Source organism: Mycoplasmopsis pulmonis, from assembly GCF_900660575.1.
Classification (GTDB): Bacteria; Bacillota_I; Bacilli_A; order Mycoplasmatales; family Metamycoplasmataceae; genus Mycoplasmopsis_B; species Mycoplasmopsis_B pulmonis.
Map to the genome: position 1 here is coordinate 487,054 of NZ_LR215008.1, position 24,101 is coordinate 511,154.

At 25.7% G+C, this 24,101-nt stretch carries 19 protein-coding genes and 1 tRNA gene; 6 read left to right on the forward strand and 14 right to left on the reverse strand.

The features are described from left to right. Positions 1-64: 64 nt before the first annotated feature. The 11 genes from EXC36_RS02035 to rpsL all read right to left on the reverse strand — a co-directional run bounded on the left by EXC36_RS02035 (position 65) and on the right by rpsL (position 11,785). The gene (locus tag EXC36_RS02035) at positions 65-1,081 is read right to left on the reverse strand and encodes a potassium channel family protein (protein WP_129690228.1); all 1,017 of its coding nucleotides are present in this window, start codon (positions 1,079-1,081) and stop codon (positions 65-67) included. 92 nt (positions 1,082-1,173) lie between these two features. Further along, entirely contained in the window at positions 1,174-2,892 is a 1,719-nt protein-coding gene (locus tag EXC36_RS02040) for a type 2 periplasmic-binding domain-containing protein (RefSeq protein WP_129690230.1), read from the reverse strand. Continuing rightward, on the reverse strand, positions 2,882-3,775 hold the full coding sequence (locus EXC36_RS02045; RefSeq protein ID WP_010925224.1) for an ABC transporter permease: 894 nt from the start codon (positions 3,773-3,775) through the stop codon (positions 2,882-2,884). The genes EXC36_RS02040 and EXC36_RS02045 overlap by 11 nt, the downstream gene beginning before the upstream one ends. Then, positions 3,768-4,607, reverse strand: coding sequence for an ABC transporter permease (locus EXC36_RS02050; protein WP_010925225.1), 840 nt, complete (start codon positions 4,605-4,607; stop codon positions 3,768-3,770). Before EXC36_RS02050 ends, EXC36_RS02045 begins: the two co-directional genes overlap by 8 nt. Then, positions 4,597-5,973 (reverse strand): ABC transporter ATP-binding protein, encoded by a 1,377-nt coding sequence (locus EXC36_RS02055; protein ID WP_010925226.1) that lies wholly within the window; start codon positions 5,971-5,973, stop codon positions 4,597-4,599. Before EXC36_RS02055 ends, EXC36_RS02050 begins: the two co-directional genes overlap by 11 nt. 122 nt (positions 5,974-6,095) lie before the next feature. After that, complete coding sequence (locus EXC36_RS03980; RefSeq protein WP_158304721.1) at positions 6,096-6,245, reverse strand: hypothetical protein; 150 nt, start codon at positions 6,243-6,245, stop codon at positions 6,096-6,098. A gap of 57 nt (positions 6,246-6,302) precedes the next feature. Further along, a complete protein-coding gene (locus EXC36_RS02060; protein WP_041363864.1) occupies positions 6,303-7,505 on the reverse strand; it encodes an IS3-like element IS1138B family transposase in 1,203 nt (400 codons plus the stop codon). A gap of 118 nt (positions 7,506-7,623) precedes the next feature. Next, complete coding sequence (locus EXC36_RS02065; RefSeq protein ID WP_129690232.1) at positions 7,624-8,538, reverse strand: hypothetical protein; 915 nt, start codon at positions 8,536-8,538, stop codon at positions 7,624-7,626. Between the two features lie 225 nt (positions 8,539-8,763). Then, positions 8,764-10,842: an elongation factor G gene (gene fusA / locus EXC36_RS02070; protein WP_129690234.1), complete on the reverse strand. Its 2,079-nt coding sequence runs from the start codon at positions 10,840-10,842 to the stop codon at positions 8,764-8,766. Positions 10,843-10,844: 2 nt separating this feature from the next. Beyond that, complete coding sequence (gene rpsG, locus EXC36_RS02075; protein WP_010925230.1) at positions 10,845-11,315, reverse strand: 30S ribosomal protein S7; 471 nt, start codon at positions 11,313-11,315, stop codon at positions 10,845-10,847. Between the two features lie 56 nt (positions 11,316-11,371). Beyond that, on the reverse strand, positions 11,372-11,785 hold the full coding sequence (rpsL, locus tag EXC36_RS02080) for a 30S ribosomal protein S12 (protein WP_010925231.1): 414 nt from the start codon (positions 11,783-11,785) through the stop codon (positions 11,372-11,374). A 195-nt stretch (positions 11,786-11,980) separates the two neighbouring features. Between rpsL and EXC36_RS02085 the strand changes: the two genes are divergently transcribed. Genes EXC36_RS02085 through EXC36_RS02095 form a run of 3 tightly spaced genes read left to right on the forward strand, consistent with a single transcriptional unit; the run spans position 11,981 to position 17,696 of the window. Next, complete coding sequence (locus EXC36_RS02085; RefSeq protein ID WP_129690236.1) at positions 11,981-13,177, forward strand: restriction endonuclease subunit S; 1,197 nt, start codon at positions 11,981-11,983, stop codon at positions 13,175-13,177. Continuing rightward, positions 13,170-16,130: an HsdR family type I site-specific deoxyribonuclease gene (locus tag EXC36_RS02090; RefSeq protein WP_129690238.1), complete on the forward strand. Its 2,961-nt coding sequence runs from the start codon at positions 13,170-13,172 to the stop codon at positions 16,128-16,130. The genes EXC36_RS02085 and EXC36_RS02090 overlap by 8 nt, the downstream gene beginning before the upstream one ends. 3 nt (positions 16,131-16,133) lie before the next feature. After that, the gene (locus EXC36_RS02095; RefSeq protein WP_129690240.1) at positions 16,134-17,696 is read left to right on the forward strand and encodes a type I restriction-modification system subunit M; all 1,563 of its coding nucleotides are present in this window, start codon (positions 16,134-16,136) and stop codon (positions 17,694-17,696) included. A 50-nt stretch (positions 17,697-17,746) separates the two neighbouring features. On the opposite strand, the gene EXC36_RS02100 is transcribed toward EXC36_RS02095, so the two are convergent. After that, complete coding sequence (locus tag EXC36_RS02100; protein WP_129690242.1) at positions 17,747-18,739, reverse strand: restriction endonuclease subunit S; 993 nt, start codon at positions 18,737-18,739, stop codon at positions 17,747-17,749. A 254-nt stretch (positions 18,740-18,993) separates the two neighbouring features. Continuing rightward, a complete protein-coding gene (locus EXC36_RS02105) occupies positions 18,994-19,821 on the reverse strand; it encodes an MAGa3780 family membrane protein (RefSeq protein WP_129690244.1) in 828 nt (275 codons plus the stop codon). 63 nt (positions 19,822-19,884) lie between these two features. Here EXC36_RS02105 and EXC36_RS02110 point away from each other — a divergent pair. From EXC36_RS02110 to EXC36_RS02120, 3 genes are all read left to right on the forward strand, one after another. Then, positions 19,885-19,960 (forward strand) — tRNA-Thr (locus EXC36_RS02110). A gap of 403 nt (positions 19,961-20,363) precedes the next feature. Continuing rightward, positions 20,364-20,906 carry a lipoprotein 17-related variable surface protein gene (locus EXC36_RS02115; RefSeq protein ID WP_010925237.1) on the forward strand — a complete coding sequence of 181 codons (543 nt, stop codon included), beginning with the start codon at positions 20,364-20,366 and terminating at the stop codon, positions 20,904-20,906. Between the two features lie 10 nt (positions 20,907-20,916). Then, positions 20,917-22,995, forward strand: coding sequence for a lipoprotein 17-related variable surface protein (locus EXC36_RS02120; protein ID WP_129690246.1), 2,079 nt, complete (start codon positions 20,917-20,919; stop codon positions 22,993-22,995). Here EXC36_RS02120 and EXC36_RS02125 read toward each other — a convergent pair. Beyond that, a complete protein-coding gene (locus EXC36_RS02125; protein ID WP_041363864.1) occupies positions 22,895-24,097 on the reverse strand; it encodes an IS3-like element IS1138B family transposase in 1,203 nt (400 codons plus the stop codon). The genes EXC36_RS02120 and EXC36_RS02125 overlap by 101 nt on opposite strands. Positions 24,098-24,101 lie beyond the last annotated feature (4 nt).

Sequence of the window (24,101 nt, forward strand, 5' to 3'; positions counted from 1 at the left end):
AAAGCTAAGCTATTTAATTTAATTAAAAGTTAGTTTTTATTATGATTTTAGAATATAGCTAAAATTATTTATTTTTTGCCTTAGGGATATTTTTATCATTGACAATAGCTTCTTTTTGTTTTTGTTTTTTAGAATCATCTTGACAAAAGAAAATAAATTTAACTTTTTCAAGAGGATTAAGTTTTTTAAAAAAGTTTTCTTCTTCATTATTATTTTGGTTATTAATTTTCTTTTGAATCTCAGCTAGAAAAGCCCCTGCAATAACCCCTGATGGAATTGCAAATAAAGCAATACCTATAATTGAAATAATAACTATAATAATTTTTCCGTTTGTAGTAACAGGGGAGATATCACCATAACCAATTGTTGTCATTGAAATAGTAGTAAAATAAATTGCATCTCAATAGTTTTTAATATTTGGATTTGCATTTTCACCAATTGTTTCTACTGAATAAATGATTAGTGAAAAAATTAAAATTAAAATAATGATAAAAACAAAAAGGGAAATTAAAATTTTTTTCTCATTTTTAAAAGCTCTATACAAAATTTTAAATGGCTCAAAAACTTGTAAAAGCATCAAAACTCTTCCAACTCTTAAAAAAACCAAAGATCGAAGAAAGCTTAATACTTGACTAATTTCAAAAGTTTTAGGTACTTTGTTATTTTGTAATTCAACATTTATGTCTTTGTTTTCTATAAAAGCCTCAAGTATTCAAATGCTAGGCACAAAAGAGCTTACTAATAAAATGCCTGTAAATGTAAAAGGAAAAATTATCATAGAAATAAGCTTTCCATTTTTTCTATATGGATATGTAAAAGTTCATAAAAAAAAGTCAACTAATAAAACAAAGAAAATTGTAAGTTCAATAACTAGAAAAAAACTTTTGTTACTAGCTATGAATTTTTTGTCAATAATAAGTAATAAAAAAGACAAAATTATAAAAGATAGGACAACTATAAATCAAATTTTTCTTAAAACATCAACAATTAAATTAACTTTTGGTTGGTCTTTTTCTTTTGATTTTTCATTAATTGCTACGTTGTTTAAATGCTTTGCAATGTTAAGATATTTTTGATTCATATTTATAAAAATATATATCAAAAATTAATTTTTAATTAAAATAAAATTTGATAAAAAAATAAGTTAGCTTTTACCTAACTTATTTTTAAAAATTAACCTTTAGTTTTTGAGTTATATTCACTTATTATCTCTGTTCTAAGCTTATCATCTATTGGTTTTATTCTTTCATAAACTACTTCGTAGATATCTTCTGGAGCAGTGTTTTCATCAACAAAAGTTCCATAAACACTTTGTTTTTTCTGTTGAGTAATATAAAGATTTAAAAGCAATTTTGTTGCATGTTCTTCTTGAGTTGAGATGTTTAAATTTTTGATATCTGCAATATTTGTTTTAATTTCTTGAGTGCTTCAAAGCTCTCCATTTTCATTTAAAATAATGCTCTCAGGCTCATCTGAGACTTTAGACTCTTCATCAATTGTGTAATATTCATCTGAGGTGTTGTCATTAAAGTAATATCTTTTAAAATATTCAAAATCACTTTTTCAAGTTGGGCTGTAGTTAATGTAGTCGAAATTTCTAAGAATTGGAAGAGCGCTATAGTCAAGAACAAGTCCATATTGTTCTTGAGCTTGAGGATTATTTTTGCCTTTAGTAACTTTTTTAAAACTAGCACTATGTTCAACAAGCTCATCAACGCTATAATCTGCTCCTTTGTAAACAGCATCATAGATTACTTGAAGTATTTTTTTGTTTTCTTCTTTTGAATTAGCAGAAGAGAGAATAAAACCTTCCATTAAAGTAATATTTTTTTTAGGTCTAATAAATCTAATTGACTGACCATCTTCAACATTGGCAAAGTTATCAGATGAAAAAAGTCCATCAATTGCATCTCCGTTATAAATTATTCCAACTTCATTTAAAAGATTAGGATCAATTAAAGACTCCAATAGAGCTAGTCCACTTGTAGTTAGAGCATTTGTTTTACTATCTTTAATTGATGAGCCAGTTCCTTGTTCAACAATTTTTAAAAAACCATCAATTTGTTTTGAATAATTTTTTTCAGTTGGCTCTCCACTATAGCCATTTTTTTCTAAAGATGAGCCAATTAATAAATTATCTCTAGCAGATTCAGTTCAACCAAATTTCGAATAGCCTTTATTTTTTAGAGTATTTAAAATTCCTTTTCAGCTTTGATCATCAAAGCGCAGTCCTTTTTCTTTTTCTTGATCACTTAAGTTTTTAGAAGAGGCTCTTAGACTAGCTTTGGTGCCATCGCTTTTTTGATAATCTCCAACACTATAGGCCACTACTTTGTCTTGGATGTAATAAGGAATCATAAATTCTCACATTTCATCTGCTTTTCCATCTTGGTCTAGATCTATTCTTTTGTTGTTTTCATCTACTAAATATTGATCGTAGCCTTGCATGTGCTCAACTGTTTCTGGTCTAAAAAAACTTAAAACCTTTTCTTTTTTAACTCGTCTAATTTCCTCATTTTTTGAGTTTTTTACAACTTCAAAGTCTTGTTCTTTTAGAAGGTTACGTTGATTTAAAATAACTTCATAGTCAATTTTTGAAAGTTTTTTATTTTTAATAAGCCTTGCTATTTGAAAATCAGAACCAAAACCAGCTACTGCCTTAGCAGAGTCAAAGGCTCTTGAAAATTCATTTAGTTCACCAAATTCTTGATATTTATAACCACTTTCATTGATTTTGTTTCTTCCTTCAGGAGAAATATAAGCTTCATAGTTCATAATTGTTGGTCGATAGTTATTTTTTGACTTTAGATAAACAGCTGTTGAAAAAACACCAGCAATAGCTATTAGTGCACTTGAAATAGCCATTGTTATAAAAGCCTTTTTAAATCTCATTTTTAGCCTCCTTGAAATTAACTTTGCTTTTAATTAAGTTATTAGTTCTATTAAATAAAGATTTAAATGAACCAGCATTTTTATAACTTAAATAAAGAGCATTTCCTAAAACTACAAATAAAAGCATGATCGCCCCTAAAGCAAGAGCTCATGTTTGAAATGATCCTTCATAGAGCTGAGTTCCTATTGTTGAGGTATTTGAGGTGATTCTTGTGATGATAAAATCATCAAAAGAAAGAAATGAAGTAATAACAAAAACAAAAACAATACTTGAAAGCATATAAACAAAGTAGATTTTGAATCAGCTCTTAATTTTTCCATATCCAAGATCATAAGAGGCCTCTAGTAAGTTTTTGTTAAACTTTTCACTTCTTGGATACATAAGCATAATTCCATAAGGAAGTGACATTACAATGTGGGCAATTACACTTCTGTAAAATGACTCACTTGAGGCATAAAGAGTTCCAAAAAAGATACTAAAAACTAAAGTTAGTGCAACAGCTGTGACAATATCTGGGTTAATTAAAGGAACAGATGAGCTATAGTGCATAAAGTTTTTTCCAGCTTTGGCCATTTTATTTTTTTGATTTCAAATGGCAAAAACTGAAATAAGAGAAATTACAATTACAAAAAATGAGTTAATAATTGCAATTAAAAAGGAATTGGCCAATCCGTTAACTCTTTCATCAGAAAAAAGTTCTAATCATCCTTTTGAACTAAAGCCATTTCAAGATAAAAGAGAAACACTTCCTTTTTTAGGTTCACTATTAAAAGAAAAAACAAAGCCATAAATTAAAGGAATGTAAAACAAAATTAAAATAATTCAAATGTAACTTTTTTTAACAAATTCAAATTTTTTTAAAAAATTTATTAAATTAGTCATAGTTTATTCCTTTCAATTTTAGTACAAGCATTGGAACTAGATAAATTAGACTATAAAAGCTCATTAAAACAATAGTTGTAATTAAAACAAGTGTTGAAGCTCTAGCCATGTCAAAAGGATTTGATGGATTAACATGTTGGTTTATAACATTACCTATAAGTTGGTGTTGAAAACCATTTGAAAGAAGCTTGTCGCTAATAATAACACTTGAAGCTGCCATTAAAAATACAAGTCCAACTCCTGAAAAAATAGCTTTTATCCCATAAGGTAAAACAACTTTTATAAGAGTTAAAAATTTGTTGTAACCAAGATCATAAGAAACTTCTAAAATGTTAGGGTTCATGTCTCTAAAAACTGAATATAAAGGAATAATCATAAAAGGTAAATTTAAATAAATCATACCTAAGACCATAAATCATTCACTGTTGATTTTTCTTTCATCAAAAAGAAGAGTAAACATTCCTCTAAGAGCTAAAGCTTTGGCTATTGTGAAAATAATAAGAGGACTTATGATTAGTGAAATTGCATAGAATTTAAAGCTCTTTGACTTGGAAGTTGAGACAAAAAAAGCGTATGGAAAACCTAACAAAAGACAAATAAGGGCCGTAACTATTCCCATTCAAACGCTTCGTCACATAATAACTCAAGTAGAGCTATCTTTGACAATTTTTCAATTGTCAAAATCAGCAGCAGCTGGTTTAAGTGAAATTACTAAAAGGATAAAAAAAGGTAAAACTATAAAAAGAAGGGCAATAATTATGTAAGGTAAAAGTAAAGCTAGTCTTGGTCGAGATTTTAAGGCACTTTTTAATTTATCTAATTTAGAAATCATTGGCCATAAATCCTTTGTGATCTTTTGCCATTAAATGAAGTGCATCTAAGTCTCAAGTTATTCAAACTTTTTTACCTACTTCAAAGTAGTCATTAGTTTCAACTTCAATTATTTTACCCTCTACATTAACGCTAATAAAGTAATATGAACCTTTATAAATTATTTTTTCAACAACCCCTTCAAAGTGTCCTTTTTCTAAAGAAATGTCAATGTCCTCTGGTCTAATAAGGCCATCTAATTTTTGTCCCTCTTCAAATTCAGTATGGATTGTTGGAATGTGTTTTCCTAAAAGTAAAGCTTTATTTTTTTCAACAAATCTAACATCAAAGAAATTAGCCTCACCAATAAAATTGGCAACTCATTTGTTAATTGGATAGTCATAGATTTGTTTTGGTGTGTCAAATTGCTCGATTTTTCCATCTCTAATAACGGCAATTCTATCTGAGAGCTCTAAAGCTTCATCTTGATCATGGGTAACAAAAATAAAGGTGATTCCAATTTTCTTTTGTAGTTCAATTAAAAGTCTTTGCATTTTGGTTCTAATTTTGGCATCCAAAGCAGAAAGAGGCTCATCTAAAAGTAAAATTTCAGGTTCAATAACTAAAGATCTAGCAAGAGCTACTCTTTGTTTCATTCCTCCTGAAAGCTCTGAAATTTTTTTATTTTCAGAGCCCTCTAGTCCAACTAGCTTAATCATTTTAGTTATTTCTTCATTGATTTCATCTTTAGTAATTTTTCTAGTTAAATGATGTTTTTCAAATTGTTCAACTTTGTTAACAACATAAGTTTCTCAATAAGAATATTTAAAATCAGAGTCATCTAATCAACTTTGGTATTTTTGTCTTTTGCCACGAGAGAGATTTTTTGATTTTAAAATTTTTTCATATTCTTCTTGAGTTTTATCTAGTTGTTTCATTTTGCTTTTGGCAAATTTTTCTCATTCTTTTTTCTTTTTTTCTAGATTTTTATAAATTCCTGGATCTATGCTAGAAGGATCTTTTGGATATCTTTTTAGCTTTAGGCCATATTTAATATTTCCAGTTACACTAAGATGTTGAAAAAGAGCATAGTCCTGGAAAATAGTTGAAGTTTCTCTTTTGTGTGGTGAAAGGTCTTTGATGTCAAGGCCATCAAAAAGAATTTCTCCTCTAGTTGTTCATTCAAAACCGCCTATTAGACGTAAAATAGTTGTTTTTCCTGAACCCGATGGACCAAGTAAAGTAACAAATTCGCCTTTTTTAATACTTAGATTAACATCATCGAGTATTTTTTTGTCTCCATAATTTTTATCAACGTTTTTTAAACTTATATGGAATTTCGAGTGAGATTTTCTACCTTCAATTAATGTGGTATTAATGTTATTCATATATTAATTTTTCTCCTAATTGGTTAAAAAATTAAACTTAACTATTGAAAAATAGTAAGTAATTGTAAAAATTTAGATAAGCAATTGAGGTTTATTAAAGTTTAATTTTAATCATTAAAAAATTACTCTTTAATAAACTGAAGAGAAAAATTATCAAAAATATCCTGCAATGACTCTTCAGGAGTGTTTGGTAAATCTGGATAGTTTAAAACAGAAAATAATTGTAATTTAATGTTGAATAATTTAGCCATTGAGTTATTTGTGAATTTCATAAGTATGATTATAATAAAAAAAACAAAATACTAAACTAGGACAAAAAAAGTGACTATTTAAAAAACACTTAGAACATCTCAGCTTTGTTGAGGTGTTTTTCATTCTAAGATTGATTGTAATCTTTCATTATTGTATCAGTCAATATAATTTTGAATAATTTCTTGCAATTCTTTGAATGATAATTTTGAAATTTTTAGATCATTTAAGCACTCACTTTTGATATTTGAAAAGAAATATTCTGCTTCTCGATTATCAAGTGAATTTGCGATTCTACTCATTGAAATTATCCCATTGTTTTCTTTAATAATTTCACTATACTGATTTGATGAATATTGACTTCCATGATCTGAGTGAATTATTCACTCTTTATCAAATTTGATTTTAGAAATATGATCTAAAACTAACTTAACATCATTTCTTTTACTTAGATTTCAATTAATTATTTTCTTGCTTTGATGATGAATTGCAATCGATAAATAAACATGATTGTTAATTGCATCTTTGGGGCTTGGAATATAAGTTACATCAGTGGCAACTATGTTGTTAAATTTGCCATTGTAGTCTCTTTGAATTAGATTTTGATATTTAGTATTAAGATTTTTAATTTCATTTTTTCTTTTTGCTCTTCTAATTTTGCAAAAAAGATTTAATTTAAGCAAAATTCTACCTATTTTTCGATAGTTTATATACCTTTTATATTTATTTTGAATATAAATTTCTAATCTTTTTCTACCAAATATACCTTTGTTTTCATGAAATGATTTTCTAATAATTTCTTCAATTTCTTGATCTTTTTTCGGCTCTGCAAGTTTAGGTTTTTTTCAAGAATAATATGTTGATTTTGAAAAGAGAAATTCTTTTCATGAAATTTTAGTTAATATTTTTTCTTTATCTTTATGTTCTTTAATTTTTTTTCGAATTTCTTTTTCACTAATGTCATCAAAAATTATTCTATAAATTTTAACAATCTCTTCTAATTCTTCTCTTGTATATTCATTAACTTCTTTTCTTTTTGGTGGTCTACCGTTATTTTTTTTGTTAGCTGTAGATTTGCCAGTTTGTGAAATTAAAGATTGTTCATCTTTTTGAAAAGCAGAATATTTTTTGAAAAATCAAGATTTTACATATGTATTTTTTCAATCTTTACCAATATTTTTGTTTACTAAAAATATATATTTTTTTATATTAATTTTTCCATCATAAAATTCTTCATATAATGAAAATCATTTCTTTCATTGTTCTGGTTTTAGTTGTTTCATAAACACTCCTATTTAAAGTATATTTTAAAAAGTGTTTTTTATTTTTTTGTCCCAGTTTATACAATAAAAACTTTTACTATATTTTGTTATTTTTTTAGTATTAAATTAAAAGCCTTTTTTAATTTGAGTTTTCAGTTTTTTGAGCTAAATAAATTCGATAAATTTTTTCAACTAACTCATCTTTATTCATGCTTTCATAGCCAAAAATTTCTAATTTTTCAGCTATTTTATTTAAATTTTCTCTTGATAAATTATTTAATTTTTTAATTTGTTCATCTTTTTCTTCACTAGGAACTTGTGATTTTTGTTGATCAAAATTTTCATAAGTTCTATTAGTTTGACTGCCACTTTGAGCTCGTCTTTGTTGTTCATACATCATGTTTGAGATAAATTGATCAAAAGGAACAAAATTATTTGACATTGACCCACTAGCTAAGTTTCTAGCTAGCTCTTCTGAGAGAATTCTTGCATTTTCTTCAACATAAATTTTGAAATATTTATTTCTAATTAAATCATATTGTTTTAATAAAAAACCATAAGCAACTAATAGGATAATATAGAAATAATCCATAATATCGCCGGCCAATACATTATTAAAGCCTTCACTAATGCCTTTAAACAATAAATAAACATTGTAAAAACTAACAAATGAAAAAATAAAAAAGATAATTTTTGATGAGTTACTTAAAAGATGGAAAGAATTTTTTTTAATAGTGATAACATAGGATTTAAAAATTAAGTAAAAAGAAATTAAAAAGCCAATTGCAATAATGGTGTTTGTTGCAAGATAATTACCAAAAAATATTCCAGCAACATTTTCTTCATTAATGTTGTTGTTTTTGCTATTTTTAAGTAAAAAATCAAAATAGCTTTGCTTAAAAGCAATTTTTACACTAATGATAATTAGGCTATAAAGTGCAATAAAAAGCAAAAATGCTAGAAAAGCTAGAATAATTTTTTTTTGATTTTTATTATTTTTTCATTCATTTTCAAAAATTTTAAAATCAATTTCTCTATTAAAATGTGAAGCCAAGATACTCTCCTTTTTTCTTTTGTAATTATATCAATTTTTATCATAGATAAAATAAAATTAAAAATATTGACTCTTTTTTGCCATATTTTTAACTTTAAAAGTTATTTTATGATAGCAAAAATTAAAGCTTAAATTAGATTTTCAAAATTAATTCAAAAGATTAAAATTAAAAAATAAACACAAGTTAATGCTGTGTTTATTTGTAATTAAAAATTTAATTTAAAATTAGTTTTTAATGTTTCTTTTTTTAATGATTTCATCAGCTATGTTTCTTGGAGTTCTTTCATAGTGATCAAAGTGCATTTGGTAAGTTCCTCTTCCTTTAGTCATAGAACGAAGATCAGTTGCATAACCAAACATTTCACTTAAAGGAACATGTGATTTAATAACACTAGCTCCATCAGATCTAGTTTCATCATTGATGATTTGTCCTCTTCTTCTTGAAAGATCACCAACAACATCTCCATAGTATTCTTTAGGGAAAACAACTGAAACATCCATAATAGGCTCAAGTAAAACAGTTTTTATAAGATCTTTAGCTTTTGTTAGAGCCATAGAAGCTGCTATTTTATAAGCCATTTCAGAGGAGTCAACTTCATGGTAAGAACCATCAAATAAAGTAGCTTTTAAATCAATCATTGGATAACCGGCCAAAATCCCTGAAGCCATTTTTTCTTCAAGACCTTTTTGGATAGTTTTGATGTATTCTTTAGGAATTTTTCCACCAACAATTTTGTCAACAAATTCAAAACCATTGTTTGGATTTGGTTCAAAAGTAATTCAAACATGTCCATATTGACCTTTACCACCAGATTGTTTGATGTATTTTCCTTCAACATCAGCTTTTGCTGTAATTGTTTCTCTATAAGAAACTTGAGGAGCTCCAACTTTAACTTGAACACCAAATTCTCTTCTTAGTCTATCAACAATAATATCAAGGTGAAGCTCACCCATACCAGCTATAATGGTCTGTCCTGTTTCAGTGTCTGTAAAGGTTCTAAAAGTAGGATCTTCAGCTGCTAGTTTTTGTAGTCCTAGAGAAAGTTTTTCAGTAGCTGCTTTTGATTCAGGTTCAAGAGCCTGAGAAATAACTGGCTCTGGAAAAACCATTTTTTCTAAGATAATGTGTTTTGATTTATCACCAACAATGGTATCTCCTGTAGTGGTATCTTTTAGACCAACTGCAGCTGCTATATCACCTGTTCTAACTTCATCGATTTCTTCACGAGAGTTAGCATGCATTTGTAAAATTCTACCAATACGCTCTTTTTTATCTTTAGTTGTATTGTAAACATAGCTTCCTTTTGATAAAATTCCTGAATAAACTCTAAAGAATGTCAATGAACCAACAAAAGGATCATTCATAATTTTAAAAGCTAAAGCTGAAAAATCATTTTCATCACTAGCTGTAACTAAAACTTCTTTTTCTTGGAAATATCCTTTAATAGCAGGAACATCAAGTGGAGAAGGTAGATAATCAACAACTGCATCAATCATTGCTTTTACACCTTTGTTTTTAAAAGCAGTTCCACAAACAACTGGGAAAAACTCAGATGTTAAAGTAGCTTTTCTAATTGCTGATTTTAAAAGATCAACTGGAATTTCTTGCTCTTCTAAAGCAAGCATCATAACTTCATCATCAAAAGATGATACAGCTTCAATTAATTTACTTCTTTCAATTTGTGCAGCTTCTAAATATTCAGCTGGAATTTCAATTTCTTTACCATTTTCTTCAGGTTTTCCATCAAATTCTCAAGCTTTCATTTCAACTAAATCAATGTGTCCGCGATAATCAGATTCACTACCCATATTAAGTTGGATAGCAACTGCATTTCCGTTTAATCTTGTTTTAACACTTTTGATTGACTCTTCTAAATTAGCTCCTGCTTTGTCCATTTTGTTAACAAAAACAATTCTCGGAACTTTGTAGTTAGTAGCTTGTCTTCAAACAGTTTCAGTTTGAGGCTCAACTCCTGATTGAGCATCTAAAACAGCAACCGCTCCATCAAGAACTCTTAGTGATCTTTCAACTTCGACTGTAAAGTCAACGTGTCCTGGGGTATCTATAATATTAATTCTTTTACCTCTTCAAAAAGCTGTTGTAGCAGCTGAGGTTATTGTAATTCCACGCTCTTTTTCTTGAGCCATAAAATCCATTTGTGAACCTCCATCATGAGTTTCACCTATTTTATGGATTTTACCTGTGTGGAACAAAATTCTTTCTGTAGTTGTGGTTTTACCAGCATCAATATGAGCCATAATACCGATGTTTCGATAGTCTTTTAAATCGTATTCTCTACTCATAATTATCACCTAAAGTGTGCAAAAGCTCTATTGGCCTCTGCCATTTTATGTGTATCCTCTCGTTTTTTAATTGCTCCACCAGTTTTATTTGATGCATCAATAATTTCATTTGCAAGTCTTAAATCCATAGTTTTTTCATTTCTTAGTCTTGCATAGTTTGTAAGTCATCTTAGTGATAAAGTTTGCTGTCTTCTTTTTGAAACTTCAGTTGGAACTTGGTAGTTTGATCCACCAATTCTTCTTGTTCTAATTTCAAGCAATGGAGTGATGTTATTTAGAGCTTCTTGAAAAACTTCATATGGCTCTCTTCCGGTTTTTTCTTTAATAATATCAAAAGCCGAATAAACTATGTTTTGAGCAATTGATTTTTTACCATCAAGCATAATTGTATTTACCAATTTGGTAACTACAACCATGTTAAAAACTGGATCTGCCAAAACTGTTCTAATAGGCGCTTTGTGTTTTCTTGACATATTTTTCCTTTCTTCAAAATTTTTTAATAAGTTTTTAAATTTAATAATTTACTAAATTATTTTTTAGCTTTTTTTGCACCATAACGGCTTCGAGCTTGGTTTCTTTTATTAACACCAGCTGCATCTTGAGTACCACGGATAATTGAATATCTAACCCCAGGTAAATCCTTTACTGAAGCACCTTTAATTAATACAACAGAGTGCTCTTGTAAGTTGTGACCCTCTCCTGGAATATAAGCTGTTACTTCCATTCCATTTGAAAGTTTAACCCTTGCATATTTTCTTAGAGCTGAGTTAGGTTTTTTAGGTGTCATTGTTGCAACCCTTGTACATACACCTCTTTTAAAAGGTGCTGAAAGTTTTTTATACTTTTTGTGTAAAGAATTGTAACTTTGATTTAAAGCAGGAGATTTAGTTTTTGAAGCTTTTCTCTTTCTTCCCTTAGTAACTAATTGGTTAATTGTTGGCATTCATTTCCTTTCTTTTTATATTTTGTAATTTAATATGATTTTGCTCCAAATATGCTTTTTACAATATTTGCATATAATTTATAGCTTCATATAACAACATATTCTAGTGTATCATAAAAAAATTTTTTATAAAATAAATAACATTAATTTATTTACTCTTTTTTTCTTAGTTTTAATTAAAAAAATTGTTCATTAATGACAATTTATAAACTTGGTGAAATAGCAAAAATAGTTGGAGGAAATTCTAAATTTACAGAAAAATATATTTTAAATAATCAAGGAATTTATTCTGTTATATCTTCAAAAACATCAAACAATGGAATATATGGTTGTATCAATACTTTTCAATATGAAAAAGGTATCACTATTTCAAAGGATGGTGTATATGCTGGAACAATTTTCTATCAAGAAAAACCATTTTCAATAACTTCTCATGCATTTTATCTAGAAATTACAAATAAAAATGTGTTAGAAAAATACCTTTTTTACTTTTTAAAAAACAAACAAGAACATATTCAAAGTATTACATATGGTAGTACAAGAGATAGTTTAACAAAGACTGATTTTTCTGATTTTGTTGTATCTATTCCTTCTTTAGAAACTCAAAGTGCAATAATTAAGATTATTGAACCTAAAGAAGATTTATTTTTTAGGCATAAAAATCTTGTAAGAATTGATAGTGAAGAAAATACAAAAAAAGATTTAAGTATATTAATTAAAATTATTGAACCTTTAGAAAAACAAATAAATGCATTTGATGAATTGATTTTGAGTGAGCAAAAAAGTCTTCAACATTATTTGAATTATTTTTTTGGAAAATTCTATCAAATTGAACCTTCATTGTTTCATGATTATAAACTCGAAAAGATTGCAAAAATAAGAAGAGGTAAGATAATAAATTCATTTGACCTAAAAGAAAATCCTGGAGATTATCCTGTAATTTCATCAAATACAAAAAATAATGGAATTTTTGGTTATTTAAATTCCTATATGTATGATGGTGAGTATATAACTATAAGTGCAGATGGTGCATATGCTGGAACTGTGTTTTTGAATAATGGAAAATTTTCTATAACTAATGTGTGTTTCATTTTGTTGCTAAATGACAAAGTAAACCTTCTTACAAAATTTCTCTTTTATTATTTGAAAAAGAATGAAAATATCATACAAAAAAAATCAATAGTAGGTTCTTCAAGACCATCAGTTAGAGAATATGCTCTCTCAGAAATAGCTATCAAAATACCTTCTCTAGAAATCCAAAGTGCAATATTAGGTATTATTGAACCATTGCATAAAAAAATTAATCTTTTAAAACAAAAGAAAAAATTGCTTGAAAAAAGATTTGTATATTATCAAAATCACTTAATCAAGGAGAAAATCAAAGATGAGTAGAAATGAACTTCTTTATGAAAAAGAATTTGTAGATGACTTGGTTAAAAATCAAAAATATGTAAAATTAGATATTAAAAATGAAGAGAAAATATTTGAATTAATTTTGGAAAATATAAGTAGACTCAATAACATAGAATTAACTGAACAAAATATTTTGGATATAAGAAGAGAATTACTTTCAAACAATTCTGCATCTTCTTATCGATTTGCTCAGTATTTATGAGGTTTTGATACTGTTAAAATTTATAAAAATGATGGTCCAAAAAAAATACGCCTAAAGTTCGTTGATTGAGAAAATTGAGCTAATAATGAATTCTATGTTTTGCAACAATTTCCTACAAGAGATGCAAAAAACAACATGGGTAAAAGATTTGATTCGCTGATCTTAATCAATGGATTTCCCTTAATACTTTTTGAATTTAAAGACAAAAGTGAAAATATTAATAAAGCAATAAATCAAATAGATGAATCATATAGAGGTAGTGTTTTAAATAAAGGTATTTTTAGATTTATTCAAATTTTGATAGGTTCAAATTTTGAAGAAGTTAAGTTTCTAGCAAATAACAAAAGAACAAATAATAATAAGATTCTTTCATTCAAATGAACTTCCGAAAATGGTGGTTCTTCAAAAGAGCTCATAAAAGATTTTTTAAACAAAAATGCTTTAGAAGAATATCTAAAAAATTATGTAGTTTTTCAAAGATCAAAAGATGATGAAAAAATTATTTTACTTAGACCATATCAACAAAGGGCAATCAAAAAAGCAATTAACTTTGTTGAAAAACAACTAAAAACTAATTTAGATGCTAAGCATAATTTAAACAATGCATATATATGGCATACAACAGGAAGTGGTAAAACTTTAACTTCATATAAAATAGCTGAAATATTATCTAAAAATAGTGATATTGATCATGTTGTTTTTTTAGTTGATCGTAATGATTTAAATGATCAAACATCTCAAACATTTCAAAAACTTATGTCAAGTTCTAAAAATGAAAAAATTGATTTTTTAAATCAAGACACTTCAAAGGACTTATATGAGATTTTTCTTAAAAAAGAAAAATTAATTATAACTACTATTCAGAAATTAAATAATGTTTTATCTTCTTATAAAAATGAAAAAATTGAATTTTTAACTAATAAAAAATTTGTTTTTATTATTGATGAGTGTCATCGTTCTAATGCTGGGTTAATGGGAAAAAGAATTAAAGATTATTTGAATAATAGCATCATTATAGGTTTTTCAGGAACTCCAATATTTGAAGAAAATAATGATAGAGAAACTCAAAAAATCTTCGGAAATGAAATTGACTCATATAACATGAAAGATGCAATTTTAGATAAAAATGTTCTTGGATTTAAAGTAGTTAATTACTACCAAGAAACACCAATTTTTCGAGAAAATAACAATTCTAATCTAGGAAAAATTAAGTCAATAATTAGTGTTATCAAAAGCAAACATTTAGATTTTACAAATAATAGAAACTACAATTCAATAATAGCTTTTGATACAATCCAAGATGCCTTGACTTTCTATGATGAATTTTATAAAATGGATGTTGGCGATATTTTTGCAACTCCAATATTTAGTAGCTATTCAAATGAAGAAAAAAATGAAAAGTTTTTCAATTTAAAAGAACATAAAGAAAAAATTTTAAAAAGATATGAAGAAAAATTTAATACTTCCTTTAAAGTTGAAGATTTTGACAAATATGTCAATGATGTTCAATGACGTTTTAAAGAATATAATAGTGAAAATAATAGCATTGATATAGTTATTGTAGTCGATATGTTATTAACAGGTTTTGACTCACCAAGAACCAACACTTTATATATAAACAAAGAATTAAAAAATCATAATTTAATTCAAGCTTTTTCTAGAACAAATAGATTAAGTGATTATTTAAAAAAGCGTGGAATAATTGTTAATTTTTCTCTTGAAGAACAATCAATCAATGATGCTTTTAAAATATATGCAAATAGTAGTGATAAAGAAATACAACAACTTGTTTATGGAGAAAAATATGAACAGGTAGTTGAAGATTTTATTAATTTTTGAAATAGTTTAAAAATCTCTTTTTCTAATATTTATGATGAGAAAAATAATGAGATTTTTAGAAATATTTCTTTAGAAAATAAGAAAAAATATTTAAAAAATCTTAGTCAAGTTTCAAATATTTTTTCTTCATTAAAAACTTTTAAAGAATATGGAAAAAATGAAAAAATTTCAGATTTTTCTTTGGAACAATTAAATCAATATCAAAAATGAGCAAATGAGATCAAAAAAAATTTATCTACTAATGAAAAAGAAAAAATAAGTTATGAAGTTTTAAACTCAATTGATATTAGCAATATTAAATTTGCTTATAAAGAAATGATAATTGATGAAATATATTTGGAAAATTTATTATTCTTTAATAAAAAAATTAGTAAATACCCAAATAATAGATTAACTTATGAAGATACATTAAGTGAAATAGATAAACATATTCAATTGATAAAAAATAATTACAATCAAGGAAAAATTAATCAAAAAGAATATGAAATATTCTTACTTTTAGTACAAAAATGAAAAAATGAAATAAAAAACTTTTTTATCAAAAAAGATAAATCCTTAGATGAAAAAGAATTTATAGATTATGGAAAAAGGATTTTGAAAAGTGTTTTTCAAAAAGTTAAAAACCAAATAGAAGCCATGTGACTTGAAAAAATTCTTAAAGAATATCATGGAATTAATAATGATCAAATACGCAAAGATTGAAAAAAAAGAATAAACGATAAAGATCTAGATGATATTGAAAAATCTGAATTTATAAAAAAATGATCAAGAAGATCTAAAGAAGTTGATAAGGATATTATTGATAAATTGTCCATTGAATATAAAGAAAGCATTGAGGCCTTTTTAGACTTTGAAATAAAAATGAATAAAATTATAGAAAGCAAAATTTAAAGTATGTCAAATAGTAAAGAATTAATAGCAGTAGTTAAAAAAATCTGTGATCAATTAAGATCAAAAATGGAAGTAACTGAATATAGAGATTACATAATGGGTTTTTTGTTTTTCAAATATCTTTCAGAACAATCTGAAAAAAACTTTGAAGAGTTTAAAGAAAGAGTTGATTATATTAAATATTCTGAATTTGATGAAAATCATGAACAGTTTAAAAAAATCAAGGAAATAATTATTCAAAATGATGATGATTTTTTTCTAGCTTATAAATATAGTTTTCAAAATGTTGTAGATATGATGAATCAAGGAAAAAATGTTATCCCCACAATTGAAGAATCTTTTAATAAAATTGAAAGTATTAACAGTGAATTAGATGATGAAAAAAAAGAGTTTTTTAAAGACCTTTTTACAAATATAGATTTTATTAATAAAAATCTAGGAAACATTGATGAAGAAAAAGAAAAAACAATTCAACTTATTATTAAAGAAATAAATACTTTGAATTTATCAATGGATGAAGTAGACCACTTTGGTAATACATATGAATATTTATTATCGGAATTTGCTAGTGACACTGGTAAAAAAGCAGGAGAGTTTTATACTCCTAGTAAAGTTGCTGAACTTCTTGTAAAAATAGTATCTCATGGAAAAAATAAAATTAATAAAGCCTATGATCCAGCTTGTGGTTCTGGTTCTTTGTTAATAAAACTAGCTAATAAAGTGGGAAAATATAACAAAATTTATGGTCAGGAAGTTAAAACAGCAACATATAATCTTGCAAGAATGAATTTCATATTAAGAGGAGTACCTTTTTCTAAATTAGATCTTAGATCAGGAGATACTCTTATCAATCCATTACATATTGAAGAAGAAGGCTCGTTTGATTGTATAGTGGCCAATCCTCCTTTTAGCCAAAAATGAAATCCAACTCAAGAACTATCCAAGGATAGAAGATATAATCCCTATCCATCTTTGGCACCAAAAAGTTATGCAGATTTTGCTTTTCTTCAACACATGCTTTTTCATGTAAATAAAGACAATGGAATTATTGCATCTGTTTTTTCACTAGGTATATTAAGTCGTAAAAATCCTAAAGCCGAAGAGGATATAAGAAAATACATTGTTGATGAAAATTACATTGATACTATTATTTTCCTTCCGCCAAACCTTTTTTATAATACAAGTATTGAAAGTTGTATTATTGTAGCTAGAAAAAACAAGCCTAGAAATGACAAGAGAATTTTCATGATTAATGCAACTAAAGAATTCCAAAATGCCAAAAGACAAAATACTCTATCAGAAGAAAACATTAATAGAATTTTTAGTGCTTGAAAAGAAAAAAGAGAAGAAGAAAATTTCTCTAAATATATATCTTATGAAGACATTGTTAAAAATGAATATTCATTATCTATGAGATTTTATGATCTAGATAATTTTGATGAAGAAAGTGAAGATATTGACATTGATTTTGTTGAAAGTGAAATTGTAAAAATCAATGAAGAATTGCTTAAATATGAAAATGAGTTTAAAAAAAATCTAAATGAATTTTTAAATAAGAAAAATTAATTCTAAATACAAATGATTCATAAAACAACTTTTTTTAAAAGACTTTAAACCTAATGAAAGTGTTCATTAATACCTAATATTGCACTTTGGGTTTTAAGAGTAGGAAGATCAACCTTAATTTTAACAATATCTCTAGGATATATATGCTTAATAACGCTGCCACTAAAAACTTGTTTTATATTTTTTTCCTTGCTTCTTAGTAAATAAAATAAATATTTTTCTAAAATCATATTTTCAACAGGTTGAATCAACATGGCAGATGCATTTATCGAAAAACAGTTACTTTGATAGAATATGTTTCCAACTGAGCCATCTTTTGAAATAGTGATACCTTTTTCATAGTCAAATGTATTTATATAACCATAAACTCCATTATTAAAAGATGAGCTAGAAATTACTGGATACACACCCTCATTTTTTTCTATGTAACTTTTTGTAAATTTAGGATTTCCTGAAACTATTTTTGTAATATCTCCAAGTTTATAATTTTTGAAAATTGAAGGATTAATTGATGCAAGTTTATTTAAAAAATAATTTAAATAATGTTGGAGACTTTTTTGCTCACTGAAAATCAATTCATCAAATGCATTTATTTGTTTTTCTAAAGGTTCAATAATTTTAATTATTGCACTTTGAGTTTCTAAAGAAGGAATAGATACAACAAAATCAGAAAAATCAGTCTTTGTTAAACTATCTCTTGTACTACCATATGTAATACTTTGAATATGTTCTTGTTTGTTTTTTAAAAAGTAAAAAAGGTATTTTTCTAACACATTTTTATTTGTAATTTCTAGATAAAATGCATGAGAAGTTATTGAAAATGGTTTTTCTTGATAGAAAATTGTTCCAGCATATACACCATCCTTTGAAATAGTGATACCTTTTTCATATTGAAAAGTATTGATACAACCATATATTCCATTGTTTGATGTTTTTGAAGATATAACAGAATAAATTCCTTGATTATTTAAAATATATTTTTCTGTAAATTTAGAATTTCCTCCAACTATTTTTGCTATTTCACCAAGTTTATAAATTGTCATTAATGAACCTTTCTTAATAATAAAAAATAAAGATCTTATAAGCAAAAGTTACAAAAATTCAACATTAACTTTGATGGTTTTAATGGAAAAATATTTAGTATTTTCAAATAAAGTTATAAGAGCTTAAACATTTTATATTATAAACATGTAATCAAATTTACATAGTTAGATTTTTATACATAAAACAAGCTAATTGTAAAAAATAGACAGCACTTTTTCTTTTTAAAGTCATGTCTATTTTTGTAACTAAGTTTTTATTCAATTAAATTAACTTTAGAATTATCTTTTAAATTTTTTTTAAAGAATTTAAAATTACTTTCATATTTTAATTTAAATAATTTTACACATGCATATCCAAATCCTAGTGGTAGTAAAACAAAAATTATAAAAATTATTACAATCAAAAATACTCTTAGACCTAGATTATTAGCGGCTCCAGCTATATAAAGAGGTTTTTGATAATTGGCAAAACCATATACTACAACTGCAAAATATTTTATAGCTTTGGTCTTAGTATCATATGTGTAGTAATATTCATTATTTAAAGTTGAATAATACAAAATTAGAGTAAACAAAGAATAACCAAATAAATAAAGTGGTGAAGTCCAAAGAGTTTTTTTTGTAAAAACTACTTCTTTTCTATAAAAATATAGAGAAATATAAGCAAGCATCGGAACTATAAAATGAACCATAAAACTTCTAAATGCATTATAAAAAGTACTTCAATTTGACTGTCATGCCAAAAGTATTCAATAAACAACAAAAGTAATTGTAATGTATATTATTCCAAAAGCTAAAAAGTTATTTGTTTTATTATTTTTTTTAACTGAATAAGCAATCAAGGCTAATGAAATAAATAAATTTGATTGAGTTGTAAAATAAAAAAAGTCATTAAAAAAGCCAAATAATTTATACATTCCTGATTCTTGAGTGTCTTTGGTTGGAAAAAATCCTGTAATTAATATAAAAATTAAAATAGCTACAAAAGAAACAACACCAAATATTAATGTCATTAAATCATTTCTACTAAGATTTTTATATACTTTTACACTCATATATTGAGTTAAATTGTTATTTTTCATAGACAAAATTTTACCTTATTATTAAAATAATTAACATTTGTGGTAAAGTACTTAATGAACGTTGCCAATATAGCTCAGCAGGCAGAGCACATCCATGGTAAGGATGGGGTCGCTGGTTCAAGTCCAGTTATTGGCACCATATCTCAAAAATGGGTAAACTAAAATATATTAATTTAAAATAAGAATGGACTCTAGGGTCAATTCTTTTTTTATTATTTTTAAAAAACAATAAAAAAATTACAACTAAATTAGAATAAAAACAAGCCCAACAAAGCTAAGGGTTTAAAATCTTTTTCAAGAAGTTTTTTGTTCTAGTTTTGCTAATTTTTATTTTCTAATATCAAAAATTTAAATGACAAAAAACAAAATTTAAAAACAGTCTTTTTATAAAAATACAAGATTTTAATATCTAATTTTTTAGAAAAATTAAATATAGAGCTTGAGATTTTCTTTTATTTGCAAGTGTTGTTAGGTACTTTTTTACTTTTTTGATATATTATTTTGTTTTTAATGAAAATAAGTTTAAAAAGGTAGCGGTAATTATGAACGTCAAAAAATTTTCAAAAAATAAAAAGCTTTTTGTTTTATTTTCGAGCATTATTTTTGTTTCTCAATTAGCTTTTATTTCTTGTACAACTCAAATTTCTCAAAACCAAAAAGTAAAAATTTTAAAAAATGAGCTTGACTCTATTGACAAAATTCAACTAGTAGCTTCTTCAAATTTAAAAAATAAATTAGCCTCTGAAGTTGAAGTTTCAGATCTTAAAAAAGAAAACTTTCAATTAATAAAATCAGGGAAAAATTATAACTTAGCCTCTGATTTTATGCTTTCATATGAGTTAAGCAAAGAAAACATGAACTCAAATGATGAAAAAGGAACTTTAAAAATTAAAGCTATTTTAACAAAGGACAATCTTAAAGAAGAAAAAGTTTTTATCATTGAAGGTTTTAAAACAACTAAAGTTAAAAATACTCAATTATTAGAACTTGAAATTCAAAAAATTATTCAAGCAGAACCAGCACAAGGCTCTTTATTTAAAAATAAATTAGCATCGCAAGTTCAAAAAAACAGATCTTTCAAGTAATTCACTAATATTGAAAAAAAGTGATGGCTCAAGCTATAGTTTGCCAGCAAAATTTAGTCTTTCTTTTGATCTTGTTGATCAAAGCAAAAGAGAAATTGATGATGATAATGGAAGTTTAAATATTGTTCTTAAATTAGAATTTGAAAATCAAAGTCTAACAAAGATAATCAAACTAAACAATTTAACTACAAAAGATCAAAGCAAACCAATAGACCAAGAGAGTCAATTAGATAGTGAAATTCAAAAGATTAGCAAAGTTGAGCTTTTAGAAAGTTCAAAACTTAAAGATAAACTTGCCTCAGAGATATTAGAAAGTGATCTTAGAGCTGAAAATTTTCAACTAAAATCTAATGGACAAAATTACACTTTAGCTCAGGGAATTACTCTTTCATTTGAAAGTCCAAAATCCTCAGAAAAACAAGTTGATGATTTAAATGGAAGTTTAAGAATTATAGTTAAACTAACAAAAGAAAACGAAGTAAAAACCAATACTTTTATAGTCTCAGGATTTAAAACTATTGATAGATTTTTAGATGATGAGTTAAAGCAAATTTCTTCAATTGAATTATCTAAAAATTCTAAACTTAAAGACAAAATTCCTTCAGATATTCTAAATTCTGATCTTAATCTTGAAAATATTCAAATCAAAAAAGTAGATAATCTAAGCTATAGTCCTTCTCCTGGAGTTAGTCTTTCTTTGAGCTTATCTAAAGAAAAACAAGCCAATGATGAACATGGAAGTTTAAAAGTTGATTTAAAAATTGAAAAATCCGGAAGATCTAAGATTAAAACATTTACTCTTTACAATTTAAAGACAAAAAACCAACTAAACAATTCAATTAAAAGCTTTTTAGAAGAGCAAATAAATCAAATTTCTAAAATAGAAACTTCTTTAAATAAAGAAGCGCTTCCTTCAAGTTTTGATAATCAAAGTCTTGCAAGTTTAAAAGCTAAAAAACAAGATAACTTAGATTATTTAGTTCCAAGTGATGTAAGTATTTCATATGATTTTGAAAATAAAAATAATAGAGAAATAGATGATGAAAATGGAATTTTAAAAATCAAAGTTACACTAACCAAATCAAATATTAAAGTTACTAAAGTATTTGATATTTCTGGTTTTAAAGATATAGAAAAACTTTTAGAAGAGCAAATTCAAAATATTAACTTGGCACAATTGACAAGTAATTCAGAGCTTAAAAATATATTTGCCTCTCAAGTCAAAGGCGAAAATCTTATTAATAGCAATTTCCAATTAAAAAAAGCTGACAATTCATATTATTCAACTTTAAATAAAATTCAAATTTCATATCGCTTAGATGAAAAAACTAAGAAAGTCAATAACTTAGAAGGAAGTTTGGAAATAATTGTTAAATTACAAATCAATCAAAAGTTCAAAGAAAAAAACATCAAAGTTTCTGGTTTTAAAAAAATAGAAACTTTGGAAAAACAAAGGCAAATTTGATCTCAAAATTGAAAATCAGATGTAATTCCTAAACCTGATATTAGTAAATTTGAAGGTGTTTCAGAAATTTGAGAATGATTTAAAGAGCTTCCTAAATTAATTAAAAAAGAAAACCCGCAAATCATAGACAACAAAGAAGAATTTAACAAAATTTTAATTGAAAGATATAAAAAATTTGTTGAATTTATTGGAGATGATAATCCTCGAGATATCGAAAAAAATACTAAGTTAATTGGTGAATATGTAAATCATTTTTTTAATCTTTACAATAAGAAAAATCTTAGCTTTAGAGACTTTAGTAGTGAAGCATCTCGACAAACCAATATCATCGGAACCTTTGATCAAGTCCCTACTGAAAAAGGTGAATATTTTGATTATAAAATGTTTAGCCAAATACCAATTGCACAATTATTTATAATGAAAAATTATGCACAAATGAGAATTGATATATTAAACAAGATGAACACTCAAGAAATTTATAAAGAAAACGGGAGTATTAAACTAGGACAAAAAAAGTGACTATTTAAAAAACACTTAGAACATCTCAGCTTTGTTGAGGTGTTTTTCATTCTAAGATTGATTGTAATCTTTCATTATTGTATCAGTCAATATAATTTTGAATAATTTCTTGCAATTCTTTGAATGATAATTTTGAAATTTTTAGATCATTTAAGCACTCACTTTTGATATTTGAAAAGAAATATTCTGCTTCTCGATTATCAAGTGAATTTGCGATTCTACTCATTGAAATTATCCCATTGTTTTCTTTAATAATTTCACTATACTGATTTGATGAATATTGACTTCCATGATCTGAGTGAATTATTCACTCTTTATCAAATTTGATTTTAGAAATATGATCTAAAACTAACTTAACATCATTTCTTTTACTTAGATTTCAATTAATTATTTTCTTGCTTTGATGATGAATTGCAATCGATAAATAAACATGATTGTTAATTGCATCTTTGGGGCTTGGAATATAAGTTACATCAGTGGCAACTATGTTGTTAAATTTGCCATTGTAGTCTCTTTGAATTAGATTTTGATATTTAGTATTAAGATTTTTAATTTCATTTTTTCTTTTTGCTCTTCTAATTTTGCAAAAAAGATTTAATTTAAGCAAAATTCTACCTATTTTTCGATAGTTTATATACCTTTTATATTTATTTTGAATATAAATTTCTAATCTTTTTCTACCAAATATACCTTTGTTTTCATGAAATGATTTTCTAATAATTTCTTCAATTTCTTGATCTTTTTTCGGCTCTGCAAGTTTAGGTTTTTTTCAAGAATAATATGTTGATTTTGAAAAGAGAAATTCTTTTCATGAAATTTTAGTTAATATTTTTTCTTTATCTTTATGTTCTTTAATTTTTTTTCGAATTTCTTTTTCACTAATGTCATCAAAAATTATTCTATAAATTTTAACAATCTCTTCTAATTCTTCTCTTGTATATTCATTAACTTCTTTTCTTTTTGGTGGTCTACCGTTATTTTTTTTGTTAGCTGTAGATTTGCCAGTTTGTGAAATTAAAGATTGTTCATCTTTTTGAAAAGCAGAATATTTTTTGAAAAATCAAGATTTTACATATGTATTTTTTCAATCTTTACCAATATTTTTGTTTACTAAAAATATATATTTTTTTATATTAATTTTTCCATCATAAAATTCTTCATATAATGAAAATCATTTCTTTCATTGTTCTGGTTTTAGTTGTTTCATAAAC